Raw genomic sequence first — 14,138 nt, 5'->3', positions numbered from 1 at the left:
CTAAAGCGGGTGTCGCAGGTTCGAATCCTGCCGGGGGCACGGGTCGAAGGGCCGGTTGCAGAGGCATGATCCTGTGCAACCGGCCCTTCCGCGTGTTCGCATCCTTGCCACGCGCTTGTCACCACGGGCCTGGAGTCCGCATGGAGTCCACGTCTCCCTGGGTCCGCGTGCCCCCGCGGATCACCGCCCCGAGCCCGGTCGGCGATGGCACGGTCGCGGTCATCGGCCATGTGCCGGTAGATCCAGGGCGGCCGGCCACCCACAGGCGGATGCCGAGGAACATGATCGCGGCCTGGGCGGTGAGGACCAGGACGGCGACCAGAGGCAGGGAGACGGCCATAAGGAACCCCCGGTCAGCGGACGGGGCAGCGGTGGGTACGGGTGGCCGGCTCGGCGGCCGGGCGGCTGTCGTAGTCGGCGGAGTCGGTGGAGAAGCCGCAGTGCGGCGCGGTGCAGGCGGCGGTCTGCGGGCATGATGCGGTCCTTCTCGCCATGCGGATCGGGCGGTGGTGACGTCGGCCGGGACGGGTGGAAGGCGTGTCCGGATGGTGGTTGGGGCAGCGGACTCGGCACTGGGGGCGAAGCGAACCGACGGACACGCGTGATCTCGGTGATCATGCGGTGTGCGCCGCCTCAGTCGTTCGGGCCGGCATCGCCGGCAGGAACCGCACCACCTGCGGTCCGCCCGACCGCCCGCGCCCATCGTTGTCGTCACCGCCTTCGCCGGGCCCCGGGCGGCGAGGGACCCATCACTCGGGTGGCCGGTCCGAGCGGCAGGTGTACGCATCGGCGCCCCTGTTCGGCGGCGAATCGCCGCGCCCGGCCGCGGGGACGTCCGGTGTGCCCCGGTCGTCGGTCTCCGGTCATCAGACGGAGCAGATGGGTACAGGCGTCCGCCTCGCTCCAGTGGCGAGCCACCGTCTCCCACGCGCCGCGCTCGTACGCTCCGGTCTCCCACAGACCGGGGGGGTGTCCGGTGAGCGGCGCAGACAGAGGAAGTCGGTGGGCGGGGGCGAGGGCTCGTGGACTCCTTCGATGCGGTAGTGGCCGTCCGCCACGCCGGCGGCGCGAAGGGCGTGGCGGTCCATCGGTGTCGCTCCTCAACCCGCGGCGGGTGCGAGATAGCCGTTGTCCAGCAGCAACTTGACGTCCAGCCGCCGGCCTTCGCCGGGATCGTGCAGGACCGGGTCGAGTTTGGTCTGCTGTCCTACGCCGGGCTGCTCGAACCAGGGGGCGATGCTGCCCCGCCAGACGGGGAAGGGTCGCCTGACGGTGTAGCGGTGGTAGTCGCAGGGGCGGGCGGCGTCGCGGGTGTTGAGGTTCTACGGGGGCAGGGCGCGCTTGGCGTACGGGTCGCCGAACAGGGCGAGATAGGAGCCGTACTCGGAGCCGAAGCGGTCGAGGTCCTCTCCGGGCTCCAGGACCTCGACGTGCTTGTCGGTCTCGCCGTTGACCTCGGCGAAGCCGTCGTTGGGCGGGTACTTCCAGCCCGCCGGTCCATCGGGGCCCTCGTCCTTCCAGTACTTGGCCAGGAATGCCTTCGGGGACAGGCCACCGGTGCGCTGGTAGCCCTTCAGCAGCGGGCCGACGGGCGGCTTCCAGGGGCGGGGCAGGTGTGCGGGCCCCAGGCGGGGGTCGCCCTGGTGCGCGCCGGTGCAGGGGGCCGGACCGGTGGCGCGCCCGCAGTTAGCAGATGTGCGAAACGGCGTGGCACCGAACGGCGAATCTTCACTCGCTCGGATGGATCACCACGGCCTGCCCGTTTGCCACCGTTTCCCGAGGCACAGCCTCCGTTCGGCGGCGCCCGTGACCGGGAGCCGGCGGCACACGGTGCCGCACACGGAGACGAGGGGAGACCGCTGCTCATGAGTGTCTGGAACGCCTGGGAGGACGGTGGCGGAGCGGTCGGCTCTGCTCACGGCGCTGGGCCGCGGACGGTGGAGCGGACCACGGTGCCGGTTCACGGAACGGAAAGCCGGTTCGTCCGTCGGTCCGGGAACGAGCCCGCATGCATCTGACTCCGCACGAACAGGAACGGCTGCTGATCCATGTGGCTGCTGATGTGGCGCAACGGCGGCGGGAGCGCGGCATCAGGCTGAACCATCCGGAGGCGGTGGCGCTGTTGACGGTGCACGTCTTCGAGGAGGCGCGGGCCGGCCGTACGGTCAGCGAGGTGATGGCTTCGGGCCGCAGGGTGCTGGGCCGTGGGGAGCTGATGGAGGGCGTCCCGGAGATGATCGCCAACGTCCAGGTGGAGGCGACCTTCCCGGACGGGACGAAGCTGGTGACCATCCACGACCCCGTCCCGGAGGCGGACGAGGAGGTGCTGGTGCACCCGGGAAAGGTGGAACACCCCGAAGACGCCGGGCCCGTCGCGTTCAACGAGGGGCGCGAGGTGACGGTGGTGGAGGTGCACAACCCCGCCGACCGGCCCGTCCAGGTCGGCTCCCACTACCACTTCGCCGAGGCCAACCCGGGTCTGGACTTCGACCGCGAGGCCGCCCGCGGAAAGCGCCTGCACGTCCCGGCCGGCACCTCCGAGCGGTTCGAACCGGGCGACCGGCGCGAGGTGGAGCTGGTGCCGATCGCGGGCGAGCGTGTCGTTCTGGGACTGCGCAAGGAGAACGGGGGATCCCTCGATGGCTGATCCGCTCACCCGCGCCCAGTACAACGACCTGTTCGGCCCGACCACCGGAGACCGGATCCGGCTGGCCGACACCGCCCTGACCATCGAGGTCACCGAGGACTGGGCCGGCGGCCCGGGCCGCAGCGGGGACGAGGTGGTCTTCGGCGGCGGCAAGGTGATCCGCGAGTCGATGGGTCAGTCCGCCCTGCCGCGCGAACCGGAAGGGGACGACGGCCGCAGGCCCCCGGACACCGTGATCACCGGAGCGGTGGTGCTGGACCACTGGGGGGTGGTCAAGGCCGACATCGCCATCCGCGACGGCCGGATCACCGCACTGGGCAAGGCGTACAACCCTGAGACGATGGATCCGCTGCACACGGCCCGCCCGACGGTCGTGGGCCGCCCGCAGCCCACGGACTTCCCCATCGGCCCGGAGACCGAGGTCATCGCCGGCAACGGCCGCATCCTGACCGCCGGCGGCGTGGACACCCATGTGCACTTCATCTGTCCCGAGCAGGTCGGCGAGGCGCTGGCCGCGGGCGTGACCACGCTCATCGGCGGCGGTACGGGACCGGCCGAGGGCAGCACGGCCACCACCGTCACCCCCGGCTCGTGGCACGTCTCCCGGCTCTTCGAGGCCCTGGACGCCTTCCCGGTCAACGTCGGTCTGCTCGGCAGGGGCAGCACCATGTCCCGCAAGTCGCTCCAGGACCAGGTCGCCGCCGGGATCCTGGGTTTCAAGATCCATGAGGACTGGGGCGCGACCCCCGCGGTGATCGATCTGTGCCTGCAGGTGTGCGAGGAGACGGGCGTCCAGCTCGCCCTGCACGCCGACTCCCTCAACGAGGCCGGCTTCGTCGGCGACACCCTGGAGGCGATCGGCGGCCGCCCGCTGCACGTCTTCCACGTCGAGGGCGCCGGCGGCGGCCACGCCCCGGACATGATCACCATGGTCGGGGAACCCCATGTGCTGCCCGCCTCGACCAACCCCACCCGCCCGCTGACGGTGAACACCGTCAAGGAGCACGTGGACATGATGATGGTCTGCCACCACCTCAACCCCGAGGTGCCGGCGGACCTGGCCTTCGCCGACTCCCGTATCCGGCCCTCCACCATGGCCGCCGAGGACCTGCTGCACGACCTGGGCGCGATCTCCATGATGTCCTCCGACGCCCAGGCCATGGGGCGCATCGGCGAGATGATCGTTCGGACCTGGCAGACCGCCCACGTGATGAAGGTCCGCTACGGCCACCTGGCGGAGGACAGGGCCGGTGGGGCGGACAACCACCGTGCCCGCCGCTACGTCGCCAAGTACACCGTCAACCCCGCCATCGCCCAGGGCATCGACGCCGAGGTCGGCTCCGTGGAGGTCGGCAAGCTGGCCGACCTGGTGCTGTGGGAACCGAAGTTCTTCGGCGTCAAGCCCCACCTGGTCGTCAAGGGCGGGCAGATCGCCTACGCGCAGGTCGGGGACGCCAACGCCTCCATCCCCACCCCTCAGCCGGTCCTGCCCCGCCCGATGTGGGGCGCCCGCGGACGCGCCCCCCTGGCCAACTCCCTCAACTTCGTTTCCCCCCAGGCTCTGGAGAGCGGGCTTGCCGATCGCCTGGCGGTCGGCAAGCCGCTGCGGGCCATCACCGACACCCGCACGGTCCGCAAGGAGCGCATGCGGGAGAACAGCGCCACCCCGGACGTGACGGTCGATCCCGACACCTTCGAGGTGGAGATCGGCGGAGCCCGGGTGACCGATGTCCGCGCGGAGGTGGCCGATCAGCCGGTTCCCATGCACTACGCCACCGAACTGCCCATGGCACAGCGCTACTTCCTGTTCTGATCCCGACGTGGCCGGCCCGGCCGACGATCCGGGCCGACCGCGGAAAGGTGCACGCTCGCACGATGAGCCGCGCAGCCCTGCTCGTCCTGGCCGACGGCCGCTTCCCCGCCGGAGGGCACGCCCACTCCGGCGGGGTGGAAGCAGCCGTCGCTTCGAGGACCGTCCACGACACCGCCACTCTGCACGCCTTCTGCCAGGGGCGGCTGCACACCGCCGGCCTGGTCGCGGCGGCGCTGGCCGCCACGGCCGCCGCCGGCCACGACCCGCTGGAACTGGACGAGGCCGCCGACGCCCGTACCCCCGCCCCCGCTCTCCGCGAGGTCGCGCGGAAGCTGGGACGGCAGATGATGCGGGCCGCACGCGCCACCTGGCCCGCCCCCGAACTCGACCACCTCGCCCGCCACCGGCCGCGCGGAGCCCACCAGCCCGTCGTGCTGGGCGTGGCCGCCCGCGCGGCGGGACTGACCTCATCGGACGCCGCCCACGCCGCCGCCTACGACAGCGTCAGCGGCCCGGCCACCGCGGCGGTGCGGCTGCTGAGCCTGAACCCCTACGACGCCACCGCGGTCCTCGCCCGTCTCGCCGGCGACACCGACCGCATCGCCGACCGCGCGGCCCGGACCGCGGCCCGCGTCGCCGCGGAAGGCACCGGCGCGCTGCCCGCCGCCTCCGCCCCGCTGCTGGACATCACCGCCCAGGAGCACGCCGCCTGGCCGGTCCGTCTGTTCGCCTCCTGACCCGCCCCGCCCACGTCCGCGACCCCGATTCGGAGACTGGAATGCACCTGGACCACAGCGACGACCTCTCCCCGGCCTTCCCCCGGCGCCACACCCACAGCGCGGCCCGTCCCACCCGCCCCGACGGCACGCGCCGCGCCCTGCGCGTCGGGCTGGGCGGACCGGTCGGCTCCGGCAAGACGGCAACCGTCGCCGCCCTGTGCCGGGTCCTGCGCGAGGATCTTTCCATCGCCGTGGTCACCAACGACATCTACACCCGCGAGGACGCCGAGTTCCTGCGCCGCGAAGCCGTCCTGCCTCCCGAGCGCATCACCGCGGTAGAGACGGGCGCCTGCCCCCACACCGCCATCCGTGACGACATCTCCGCCAACCTCGAGGCCGTTGAACACCTGGAGGAGACCCTCGGCGGCCTCGACCTGATCCTGGTCGAGTCCGGCGGCGACAACCTGACGGCCACCTTCTCCCGTGGTCTGGCCGATGCCCAGATCTTCGTCATCGATGTCGCAGGCGGCGACGACATCCCCCGCAAGGGAGGCCCCGGCATCACCACGGCCGACCTGCTGGTCGTCAACAAGACCGACCTCGCCCCCCACGTCGGCTCCGACCTCTCCCGCATGGCCGCCGACGCCGAACTCCGGCGCGGCGGCCTCCCCGTCGCGTTCACCAGCCTGCGCGACGACGACGGCGTCCGCCCGGTGGCCGACTGGATCGGCACGCGCCTGGCCGCCTGGACCACCGGCAGCGCGGCATGACCACCGCTCCCGCCCCGGCCCGGCGGACACCGGCCGGCGATACCGGCAGCGGTGTGCACGCCACCGCCCGCGTCCAGGCCGTCTCGAACGGCCGCGCCACCACCCTCCCGCTCCTGCACGGTGACGGCCCCTTCCACCTGCGTCGCCTCCGCCCCCGGGGAGGCCGGGCCAGGGTGTGCGTGATCGGCGCCATGAGCGCGCCCCTCGGCGGCGACCGCCTGGCCATCGACGTCACCGTCGGCGACCGCGCCGACCTGGAGATCACCACCGCCGCCGCCACTCTCGCCCTGCGCGGCGCCACCACCGACCATGCCACCTACCACACCAGCCTGCGCGTGGGGGACCGCGCGGGCCTGCGCTGGCTCCCCAGACCACTGATCAGCGCCTGCGGCAGCAACCTGCGGCAGACCTGCGCCGTGGACCTCGCCCCCACCGCACGTCTGCTCCTGCGCGAGGAACAGATCCTCGGCCGCGCCGCCGAGCCCCCCGGTGATCTGACCACCCGGCTGACCGTCCGACGCGACGGCCGCCCCCTGCTGGACCAGCACACCGCCATCGGTACGGCCGCCCCCGGCTGGGACGGCCCCGCCGTCCTGGCCGGTCACCGCGTCACCGGCCAGCTCCTCATCGTCGACCCGCGGCTGGAGGAAGCACCCGTCCAGCCGCACCTGCTCGGAAACGACCCGGCACAGGGCCAGGGCGCCCTGGTGCCGCTGACCGGCCCGGCCGTTCTGATCACTGCCCTCGCCCCCACCACCGTGCACCTCCACCGCCTGCTCGACCACGCCCGCTCCCTCGTCCCCCTCGGCCTGTGAGCCCCTCCCACCGGAACGGGGTCGGCACGCACGAGGGCGGGATGCCCCGCGAGCATGTGAGGGCCACGGGAGCAGCGTCTCCTCGTGCCAGGCACACCGGAGCGGACGGTTTCGCAGGCCACGGCCCTGCCCGGGGGACACTCCCAAGCGGGTGCCGCGGGTTCGCGTCCTGTCGGGGCGCCGGTGTCTACGGCCGGACGGTTCCGTGGTCCGTATCGAGGGTGTCGCCGGTCAGTTTCGTCTTGGCGAAGCTGATCAGCGAGGACACCTTGCCTCCGGGGGTGTCCCAGTACTCGGCGCGTTCCACGTCGACCCGCAGGAGCACCGCGTCCGGGTTCTCGGGGCCGCCGGGCAGCCACGCCTCGGCGAAGGTGTTCCACAGTTCCTCGAGCTTGGCGCGGTCGTCGACCACCTGCGCGCGTCCGGTCAACGCCACTCAGGAGTCCCGGGAGGAGAAGGTGAGAGAGACTTGCGGGTCCGTCCCGATGTCGCGGACGTGACGGGTGTCCCGGGCGGTGATGAACCACAGCTCGGCGCCGGGGTCGACCTCCTGGCGCGCCATGGGGAAGCTGTGCGGGCCGTCCGGGCCGTAGGTGGTCATCATCGCGATGGGCGTGTCCCGCATCGGCTCGACCAGTTTCTTCCGCTCATCGGACATGGGCGCTTCTCCGTACGTCGTCGGGGCCGGACAGGGCCCCTCCCGCAGTACCCGGATCGGCGCAGCCGACACGGCCGCGGGCCGCTCGGGGCGGCTGGAGGTCCTGCTCCCGCCGGGGAGCGGGGCCCCCACCGCGCACGCCGGAACCGTGACCGCGCGGAGTGCGTCCCCGGCGGTGGTCGTGGCACCGCCCGCCGTACCGCGCGAGAGAGCGCGGCGTGCGGACGGCCGCACCGCCGGACCCGGGCTGCCTCCGCCGGGCGCGCCCCGGTCCTCCGGCGCTTCCGCGGTCAGGGGCGCGGCTCGCCGTGCCAGCGCCAGGTGGCCGGGCGGGGGCGGCCGGGCAGGTCGGCGCGTCCGGTGCACCACAGCAGGACGGGCCAGGGCTCGGTGGGCGCGTCCGGGCCGGTGGGCGCGTCGGGGAAGAGACGTGCGGGGGCGCGCGCACGGGCCGGGCGGCGGCTCCCAGGGGAGCCCGAGTCCTTCGGCCGCGTCGTGGGTGTGCACCAGGGTCTCCACGATGCCCATGGCGGCGAATCCCCCCGGGTCCGATGCCCCGTGCACATGGTGGGCCCGGACGTGTGGGGGCGTGGTGCGCACCATGGCGGTCAGCAGTGCGCCGCTCGCCTCGAGCACCTGGAGCAGCCCGTCCGGGCCGACCGCGCGGTCGGCCCGGACGGCATTGACCGGTCCGCCGGGCCGGCGGCTCTCCCAGGCGAAGGGGACATCGGTCGTCAGCGGGGGCCTGCGCAGGCCCAGTTGGACGGCGTACGAGAAGAGGTCGTCGGCGAGGTGCTCGACGGTCTCCCAGCAGTCCCACTCCAGGGTTCCGGCCATGCGTCCCCAGCCGTCCGCGGGCGCCGGGCGGAGGGCGTCCACGGCCCGGTGCACGGCGGTTCGGAGGTCGTCGGCGGTGACGGGGGACGGGGCCGGGCAGGAGGGGACGGGGTCGGCGGGCGGTGGCATGGCGGGCACCGTACAGCGGCCGGACGGGACCGCTCCAGCGGATAACTCGGTTTTATGGCAGGCCCGTTGGGAAAGGACGTCCCCGCGCCGGGCGGGGCGGGGACGTCCGCCGGGGTCAGCTGTCGACCGTGTCCCGGACCTGGCCGTAGACCGTGGCGTCACTCAGCAGCCCGGAGTGCGACAGACAGGCCGTTCTGGTGTTGACCGCGCCCGACAGGGCGACACTGCTGTCGGGGTTGATGACGGTGTCGCAGGGCGACCACCAGGTGGCGTAGCGCGCCGAACCGGGTGTCTCGTCACCGGAGTTGAGGGAGTTCAGGAAGCTCGACCCGGGGCGCATCTCGTAGCAGGAGGTCTGGAAGCACCAGTAGGCCGTGTCGGTGCCGTGGTTGGGGCCGCCGAGTGAGACCCAGGCGTCGATCTTCGCCGCGCCGCCGAGGTTCTTGGCGTAGTGGCGCGAGGAGAGGCCGCCCATGGAGTGTGTGATCACATCGACCTTGCTCGCCCCGGTGGCGGCGAGCAGCCGGTCCACCTCGGTGGCGAGTTGCTGCGCGGTGGTGGCGTTGGACTGGCCGGTGTTGTACGTCCACTGCCTCAGGTGGCTGGTGGGCCAGCCGTCGGCGCGGAAGCGTTCGGCCATGGTGTTCCAGGTGGATCCGCTGCTGTTCCAGCCGTGGACGAAGAGGATCGGGTTGCTGCCGGGGCCGTAGGCGGAGGGGGACGCCTCGGCCGCCGCTGCCGGGGCCTGGAGGGTGAGTGCGAGCACGGACGCGGCGGCTGCCGCGACGGCCAGTGACTTCTTCTTCACTTCGACCTCAAGTGGGTGCGGGGGGAAAGGGATTGGAGAGTGGTTGCGCTGTGGGGGGAATCGAAGGTTACTGACCGGTTACCGGCGCTGGGCAAGACCCGTGCACGCCTTTTCTGTCGCGTACACGACTTCTCTACGGCTCCGTGCCCACCGGTCCGCCGGCCCCCCTCGCTGCGCGCAGTACGCGCAGCACATGGCCGGGCGACATCAGCCGGGCCGGCGGCTGGAGCATGTGGGCCACCGACAGGAAGGTCCGGCCCAGTACCGGGTCGACGGAGGCCGCCGCGCGGTAGCGGGTGAGGTACCGGTCCAGCAGCCCGTCGGCCGGGCCGCGCCTCCCCTCCGCCTCGGGGAAGCGCAGGTCGCCGCCGGCGGCCAGCAGCCACGGGGTGTCGACGACCTTGGCGGCGGCGCGGAAGAAGCGCCGGGGAAGCCCGTCGGCGTCCCGGCCCCGGGTGAGGAGCGCGCGCAGCACGATCGCCTGCTGGGCCGCCGCCGTCATGCCCTGGCCGTAGGTGGGGTTGAAGCTGCACAGGGCGTCGCCGGTGACGAGGAGGCCGCCGAGGTGGCGGTCCAGCTTCTCGTAGTGATGGCGCACGCTGGCCGGGTAGCGCATCCTCACCGGCTCGTTCAGCGGCTCGGCGGTGCGCAGCACCTCGGCCACGTCCGGTCCGGGCAGGGACTCGGCGTAGGCCAGCATGCCCGCCTCGTCGGCCGGCGGCTCCTCGCCCAGCAGACCGAACAGAACGACCGCGAACCGGTCCTTCCGTTCCGAGACGATGGCCCCGCCGCGCGGCAGTCCGGGGAAGGGCACCAGCGCGACGCCGCTGCGGCCGCCTATGTGGTGGGGTTCGCGCCGGAAGTGGCGGGTGACGTAGACGACGTCGGCGCGCACCCGCGTCTGCCGGGGCCGGGGGTATCCGAGCTCCTCCAGCCAGACCGGGACCCGTGAGGCCCGGCCGGAGGCGTCGACGACCAGGCCGGCGGGGATCGTCTCCTCTCCGGCCTCCTCGGTGTCCCTGGCGAGCGGGCGCACCCGGACTCCGGTGACGCGGCCGCGGTCGGGCGTGGCGACCGGGCCCAGCACCTCCACCCCCTCCCTGACCGTGACGCCGGGGAGCGCCGCGACGCGCGCGCGTACGTGGTGCTCCACCCGCGGCCGGCTCGCGCCGTACGAGATCACCCCGGAGGGCGCCGGGCGCAGGAGGTGGCCGTCGAGGTACCAGTGGACCTCGCCCTGGGTGTCCGCGCGGGTGGCTCCCGCCGCGAGCAGTTCCTCCAGGAAACCGGGGAACAGCTCCTCCAGCGCCTGCGCGCCGCGGGCGAGCAGTACGTGGAGCTGCCGGCTCTGCGGTACGCCGCGGCGGGAGGCCGGGTCGGCGGGGAGCGCGTCCCTGTCGAGCACCGTCACCCGCTCGTAGGCGTCAGCGAGCGCGCGGGCAGCCGTCAGGCCCGCGAGGCCGGCGCCGATCACCACGGCGTGGGACCGGTCCGCCGCCCGGGCGGGTCGGGTGGTGGGAGCCATGGGTCAAATCCGTTCCGTGCGAGGGTGGTCGGGCCCCCGGTCCGTGGGATGGTGCGACAGGAGGGCAGCGACCTTGTGTGTTCGTCCCGTTCCTTTCCGTATCCGGGCCCGTCCAACCCCGCCCACGCGGTCGGTGTGGACGCGGCGCGGGCGGACACGGACGGACGCGGGTGGGCGCGGGTGGGCGCGGGTGGGCGCGGGTGGGCGCGGGCGGGCGCGGGCGGGCGCGGGCGGGCGCGGGCGGGCGCGGGCGGGCGCGGGCGGGACGGCGGGGGCGCTCAGCCGCCGGTGAGTTGCCAGGCGCCGAGGGCCAGTCCGCCCACCGCGGCCAGGGCGGTGATGCTCGCCAGCGGCCACCGGGAGCGTTCCAGCGCGTCCAGGCGCGCCTCGTGGTCGGCCAGTTGCCTGTCGTTCTGGTCGCTGCGCTGGACCATCAGGGCGAGCGCCCCGTCCACCCGGGCGAAGCCGGCCTCGACCGTGCCTCGCAGCCGTTCCAGTTCCACGGCGACGGCGACGGGGCTGTTCGGTTCGGTGTCCGTCATGCGCGCTCCCCTCCGCCGTCCGCCGCCGGAGGACCCTCGGGTGCGGTGCGCAGCCAGACCGGCAGCAGGGCCTGCACTCCGGGCACGGCCATCAGCCGCGCGAGCCCGCCGGCGGCGGCCAGGGCTCCCGCCACCCAGGGCAGCGTGCGCGGGATCCCGGCCGCGTCCACGGCGGCGGGGAGAACGACGGCCAGGCCCGCAGCGGTCTGCACGACGGTGCGCAGGGCGCGTTTGGCCTCTTGTGACATGGTGTTTCCTTTCCTTCCGCGTCCTCCGCGACCCGCACGGGAGGTCCGTGCGGGTCGCGGCGCGGGATCGGCGCGGTGACGGTGGCTGCGGTACCGGCGGTGTGCTCAGGACACGCGGGGGACCCGCAGCGCCCGCCACGAGGTCTCCCCCGGCCAGCCGTCGGCGTCGGCGCCGGTGAAGCCGAGCCTGCGCTGCCATGCGGCGTACGAGCGCCGGTCCGCGTCCGTCCACTGCGGCCCGGGGCCGACCGCGTACTGCGAGCAGCCCTCGGCCACCAGGCGCCGTCCCGTCGCGGTGACGATCGGCGAGCGGGGCCGGGTGCGGAACCACCGCGCCCCCGGGAACGGCTGGTGGGCGGGCGGGGAGGGGGCGCGGTCCGCTCCGCCGCCTCCGGTGGGCGGGGCCGCGGCCAGGAGGCGGGCGATGCGCGAGCGCATCCGGTCCATGGAGAAGCCGCGGGGGTCGATCTTGGTGCGGGTCCACTCCCTGTGGGCGATCACGGAGCGCTCGTTCCAGCCGTGGGCGCGGCACAGGGCGGCCGCCGCCCGGGCGATGGCCTCCAGTTGCTCCTCGGGCCACGGATCCTTCCCGTCGCCGAGGTTGACCGCCTCGAAGCCGTAGAAGCGGGCGTTGCCGTCGGTGTCGTCGTTCAGCGGGCGCGGGGCGGCGGTCTCGGCGATGACGGAGCGCAGGACGCGGCCGTCGCCGAGCCCGGCGTGGTTGGCGCGGCCGGCGCCCACCAGGTGGACGGCGCCGGTCTTGTCGATCACGCCGTGGCACAGCGGGCCGGGCAGACCGGCGTAGCCGTCGTAGCACAGGTCGACGGTGGCGGCGGTGCCGCGGGTGACGGTGTGGTGGATCATCACCCCGTTCACCGGGCCCCAGGCGCCCTTGTGGTTGCGGTGGTGGTGCCGCCAGCCGCGGTGCCCGGCGGTGTGCAGGCCCTCGTCGCGCAGGGCGGCGAGCAGCCGGCCGGGGGTCAGGGGTACTGCCATGGGTGCCTCCGGTACGGAAAGGAGCCCCGCGCCGTGCGGCGCGGGGCTCGGGCGGACGGTCGGACGAGTGGTCAGGCGGACGGTCGGGCGGTCGGGACGGGTGATCAGGACAGGGCCGCCCAGATCGCGTTGGAGTCGGCGACCACGTTCGTCGGGTTGAACGAGGTGGGCAGCGAGGTCTGCCCGGTGCTCGACAGCCGCCCGTGCCGGATGAACGCGCCGGGCATCCGGGCGCTGCCGGCCGGTGCGTTGCCGATGCTGGCGCCGCGGGCGAAGGCGGGCCCGTCGTTCTTGTCGGACGGGCCGTTGACCAGCAGGGCGATCCAGTAGTTGCCGGGCTGGGCGGTGTAGGGGGCGCCGAGCGGGATGACGAGCGTGCGCCCCTCGCTGGCCGGGATCACCTGGGACAGCGGTGCGGTGACCCCCACCCGCTGCCCGGCGCCGGTGTACAGGCCGGCCCAGGAGTTGGCGCCGAGCGTGCCGCCGACGTAGCCGGGGGTGTAGAACACCACGTTGGAGACGGTGTGCGGCGCGTGCAGCGGGATGCCGATGAGGTACAGCCAGCCGTTGATGCAGTACTGGGCCGAGGTCGCCGCGGTGGTGGCCGGGTCGAAGGACCAGCCGGCGAAGCCCATGGCGGCCGGCGACCAGGTACCGGCGGCCGAGACCGCGTCGACGTAGGAGCGGCGGGCGAGCTGGTCTCCGGTGGCCGGGTCGGCGGGGACCGACGGCGGGACGGTGAACGTCTTGGCGCCGCCGACCGTCTGGCCGCCGTCCAGCAGGACGGCCCGGCCGGCGGGTACGGCCGAGACGTCGCCCGCGCTCAGCTCGACCGTGCCGGTGCGGCCGTTGACGGAGAGCACCGGCGCGTCGCCGGCGGCCAGGTAGCGCCCGTCGGCGGTGGCCTGGTCCAGCGCCCCGACGTCGGCGGCCGTCAGCACCACCTCGCCGGTCAGCCCGTTGACGGAGGCGACCGCGCCGCCGGTGCCGGCCGGAAGCTGGCCGGCGGGCACGAGCCCCTGGTCGTCCAGCGTGGCGACGCCGCCGGGGGCGCCCGCCGAGGCGGCCGGTACGGCGGCCACGTCGGCGGCGTCCAGGACGATGTCGGCCTCGGTGCGGCCGTTGACCGACCGTACGGCGCCCGGCTCTCCGGGCGGTCCGGCCGGGCCCGGCTCCCCGGGCGGGCCGGCCGGGCCGGGGACGGCGACGTAGTCGGGGGTGGCGGGGTCCACCGGGGCGACGTCGGCCAGGTCCACCCGCTGCTCGGCGGCGCGCAGCACGATCTGGTAGCTGCGTTTGCGGCCCACCCCGGAGAGCTGTTCGGTGACGGTGTAGGTCCACCGCGCCGGGTTCCAGCCCTCGGCGTCGGTGGCGGGCAGGACGGTGCTGATGCGGCCCTCGGCGTCCAGGGAGGCCACGGTCGGCCCGCCGAGGATGACGTCGGTGGCGGCGTGGGTGAGCAGTGCGGGCGGCCGGAACTCGACGGTGCCGGTCATCGGGCGCCCGTCGGGGGTCAGGTACCGCGCGGTGACGGTGACGACGGGTATGGAATCGGGCAGCATGCGGATGTCTCCTTGCTTGTCGTTGCGGGATGCGGCGCGGGTACGGCGGGCGCGATGGACGGCGGCGGG

The 14,138-nt window shown here is 74.1% G+C and carries 12 protein-coding genes and 5 pseudogenes; 5 read left to right on the top strand and 12 right to left on the bottom strand.

Translation table 11 applies throughout. The features are described 5' to 3' along the window. Positions 1–118: 118 nt before the first annotated feature. From IQ279_RS04635 to IQ279_RS04625, 4 genes and pseudogenes are all read right to left on the bottom strand, one after another. The gene (locus tag IQ279_RS04635) at positions 119–340 is read right to left on the bottom strand and encodes a hypothetical protein (protein ID WP_206347218.1); all 222 of its coding nucleotides are present in this window, start codon (positions 338–340) and stop codon (positions 119–121) included. A 13-nt stretch (positions 341–353) separates the two neighbouring features. After that, positions 354–464 (bottom strand): annotated as a pseudogene (locus IQ279_RS04630) (mobile element transfer protein); the annotation flags it as partial. A gap of 400 nt (positions 465–864) precedes the next feature. Continuing rightward, positions 865–1,088: pseudogene (locus IQ279_RS27740) on the bottom strand (hypothetical protein); the annotation flags it as partial. A gap of 12 nt (positions 1,089–1,100) precedes the next feature. Next, positions 1,101–1,742: pseudogene (locus IQ279_RS04625) on the bottom strand (TNT domain-containing protein). A 266-nt stretch (positions 1,743–2,008) separates the two neighbouring features. On the opposite strand from IQ279_RS04625, the gene IQ279_RS04620 reads away from it, so the two are divergent. From IQ279_RS04620 to IQ279_RS04600, 5 genes are all read left to right on the top strand, one after another. Beyond that, complete coding sequence (locus IQ279_RS04620) at positions 2,009–2,647, top strand: urease subunit gamma (RefSeq protein ID WP_206346983.1); 639 nt, start codon at positions 2,009–2,011, stop codon at positions 2,645–2,647. Beyond that, positions 2,640–4,460 (top strand): urease subunit alpha, encoded by a 1,821-nt coding sequence (locus IQ279_RS04615; protein WP_206346982.1) that lies wholly within the window; start codon positions 2,640–2,642, stop codon positions 4,458–4,460. The genes IQ279_RS04620 and IQ279_RS04615 overlap by 8 nt, the downstream gene beginning before the upstream one ends. Positions 4,461–4,522: 62 nt before the next feature. Beyond that, a complete protein-coding gene (locus IQ279_RS04610; protein WP_206346981.1) occupies positions 4,523–5,197 on the top strand; it encodes an urease accessory protein UreF in 675 nt (224 codons plus the stop codon). 41 nt (positions 5,198–5,238) lie between these two features. After that, on the top strand, positions 5,239–5,949 hold the full coding sequence (gene ureG / locus IQ279_RS04605; RefSeq protein WP_206346980.1) for an urease accessory protein UreG: 711 nt from the start codon (positions 5,239–5,241) through the stop codon (positions 5,947–5,949). Then, positions 5,946–6,764 (top strand): urease accessory protein UreD, encoded by an 819-nt coding sequence (locus IQ279_RS04600; RefSeq protein WP_206346979.1) that lies wholly within the window; start codon positions 5,946–5,948, stop codon positions 6,762–6,764. Before ureG ends, IQ279_RS04600 begins: the two co-directional genes overlap by 4 nt. Before the next feature lie 187 nt (positions 6,765–6,951). On the opposite strand, the pseudogene IQ279_RS27735 reads toward IQ279_RS04600, so the two are convergent. The 8 genes and pseudogenes from IQ279_RS27735 to IQ279_RS04555 all read right to left on the bottom strand — a co-directional run. Further along, positions 6,952–7,404 (bottom strand): annotated as a pseudogene (locus IQ279_RS27735) (pyridoxamine 5'-phosphate oxidase family protein); the annotation flags it as partial. A 308-nt stretch (positions 7,405–7,712) separates the two neighbouring features. Further along, positions 7,713–8,388 (bottom strand): annotated as a pseudogene (locus IQ279_RS04585) (hypothetical protein). A gap of 115 nt (positions 8,389–8,503) precedes the next feature. Continuing rightward, positions 8,504–9,196: an esterase/lipase family protein gene (locus IQ279_RS04580; protein WP_206346976.1), complete on the bottom strand. Its 693-nt coding sequence runs from the start codon at positions 9,194–9,196 to the stop codon at positions 8,504–8,506. Between the two features lie 133 nt (positions 9,197–9,329). Further along, positions 9,330–10,721: an FAD-dependent oxidoreductase gene (locus IQ279_RS04575; protein ID WP_206346975.1), complete on the bottom strand. Its 1,392-nt coding sequence runs from the start codon at positions 10,719–10,721 to the stop codon at positions 9,330–9,332. 278 nt (positions 10,722–10,999) lie between these two features. Next, positions 11,000–11,263, bottom strand: a complete 264-nt coding sequence (locus IQ279_RS04570; RefSeq protein WP_093846762.1) for a hypothetical protein — start codon at positions 11,261–11,263, stop codon at positions 11,000–11,002. Then, the gene (locus IQ279_RS04565; RefSeq protein ID WP_206346974.1) at positions 11,260–11,511 is read right to left on the bottom strand and encodes a hypothetical protein; all 252 of its coding nucleotides are present in this window, start codon (positions 11,509–11,511) and stop codon (positions 11,260–11,262) included. Before IQ279_RS04565 ends, IQ279_RS04570 begins: the two co-directional genes overlap by 4 nt. Before the next feature lie 105 nt (positions 11,512–11,616). Further along, positions 11,617–12,507, bottom strand: a complete 891-nt coding sequence (locus IQ279_RS04560) for a peptidoglycan-binding protein (RefSeq protein ID WP_206346973.1) — start codon at positions 12,505–12,507, stop codon at positions 11,617–11,619. A gap of 104 nt (positions 12,508–12,611) precedes the next feature. Then, positions 12,612–14,069 (bottom strand): phage tail protein, encoded by a 1,458-nt coding sequence (locus IQ279_RS04555; RefSeq protein ID WP_206346972.1) that lies wholly within the window; start codon positions 14,067–14,069, stop codon positions 12,612–12,614. Between the last annotated feature and the right edge of the window lie 69 nt (positions 14,070–14,138).

The organism is Streptomyces verrucosisporus (assembly GCF_017114865.1).
Classification (GTDB): Bacteria; Actinomycetota; Actinomycetes; order Streptomycetales; family Streptomycetaceae; genus Streptomyces; species Streptomyces fenghuangensis.
This window is presented reverse-complemented; position numbering and strand designations above follow the sequence as displayed.

Excerpts from the sequence above, each read along its gene's own strand:
- IQ279_RS04635 (WP_206347218.1), bottom strand. The coding sequence starts at position 340 with ATGGCCGTCTCCCTGCCTCTGGTCGCCGTCCTGGTCCTCACCGCCCAG.
- IQ279_RS04620 (WP_206346983.1), top strand. The coding sequence starts at position 2,009 with ATGCATCTGACTCCGCACGAACAGGAACGGCTGCTGATCCATGTGGCT.
- IQ279_RS04615 (WP_206346982.1), top strand. The coding sequence starts at position 2,640 with ATGGCTGATCCGCTCACCCGCGCCCAGTACAACGACCTGTTCGGCCCG.
- IQ279_RS04610 (WP_206346981.1), top strand. The coding sequence starts at position 4,523 with ATGAGCCGCGCAGCCCTGCTCGTCCTGGCCGACGGCCGCTTCCCCGCC.
- ureG (WP_206346980.1), top strand. The coding sequence starts at position 5,239 with ATGCACCTGGACCACAGCGACGACCTCTCCCCGGCCTTCCCCCGGCGC.
- IQ279_RS04600 (WP_206346979.1), top strand. The coding sequence starts at position 5,946 with ATGACCACCGCTCCCGCCCCGGCCCGGCGGACACCGGCCGGCGATACC.
- IQ279_RS04575 (WP_206346975.1), bottom strand. The coding sequence starts at position 10,721 with ATGGCTCCCACCACCCGACCCGCCCGGGCGGCGGACCGGTCCCACGCC.
- IQ279_RS04570 (WP_093846762.1), bottom strand. The coding sequence starts at position 11,263 with ATGACGGACACCGAACCGAACAGCCCCGTCGCCGTCGCCGTGGAACTG.
- IQ279_RS04565 (WP_206346974.1), bottom strand. The coding sequence starts at position 11,511 with ATGTCACAAGAGGCCAAACGCGCCCTGCGCACCGTCGTGCAGACCGCT.
- IQ279_RS04560 (WP_206346973.1), bottom strand. The coding sequence starts at position 12,507 with ATGGCAGTACCCCTGACCCCCGGCCGGCTGCTCGCCGCCCTGCGCGAC.
- IQ279_RS04555 (WP_206346972.1), bottom strand. The coding sequence starts at position 14,069 with ATGCTGCCCGATTCCATACCCGTCGTCACCGTCACCGCGCGGTACCTG.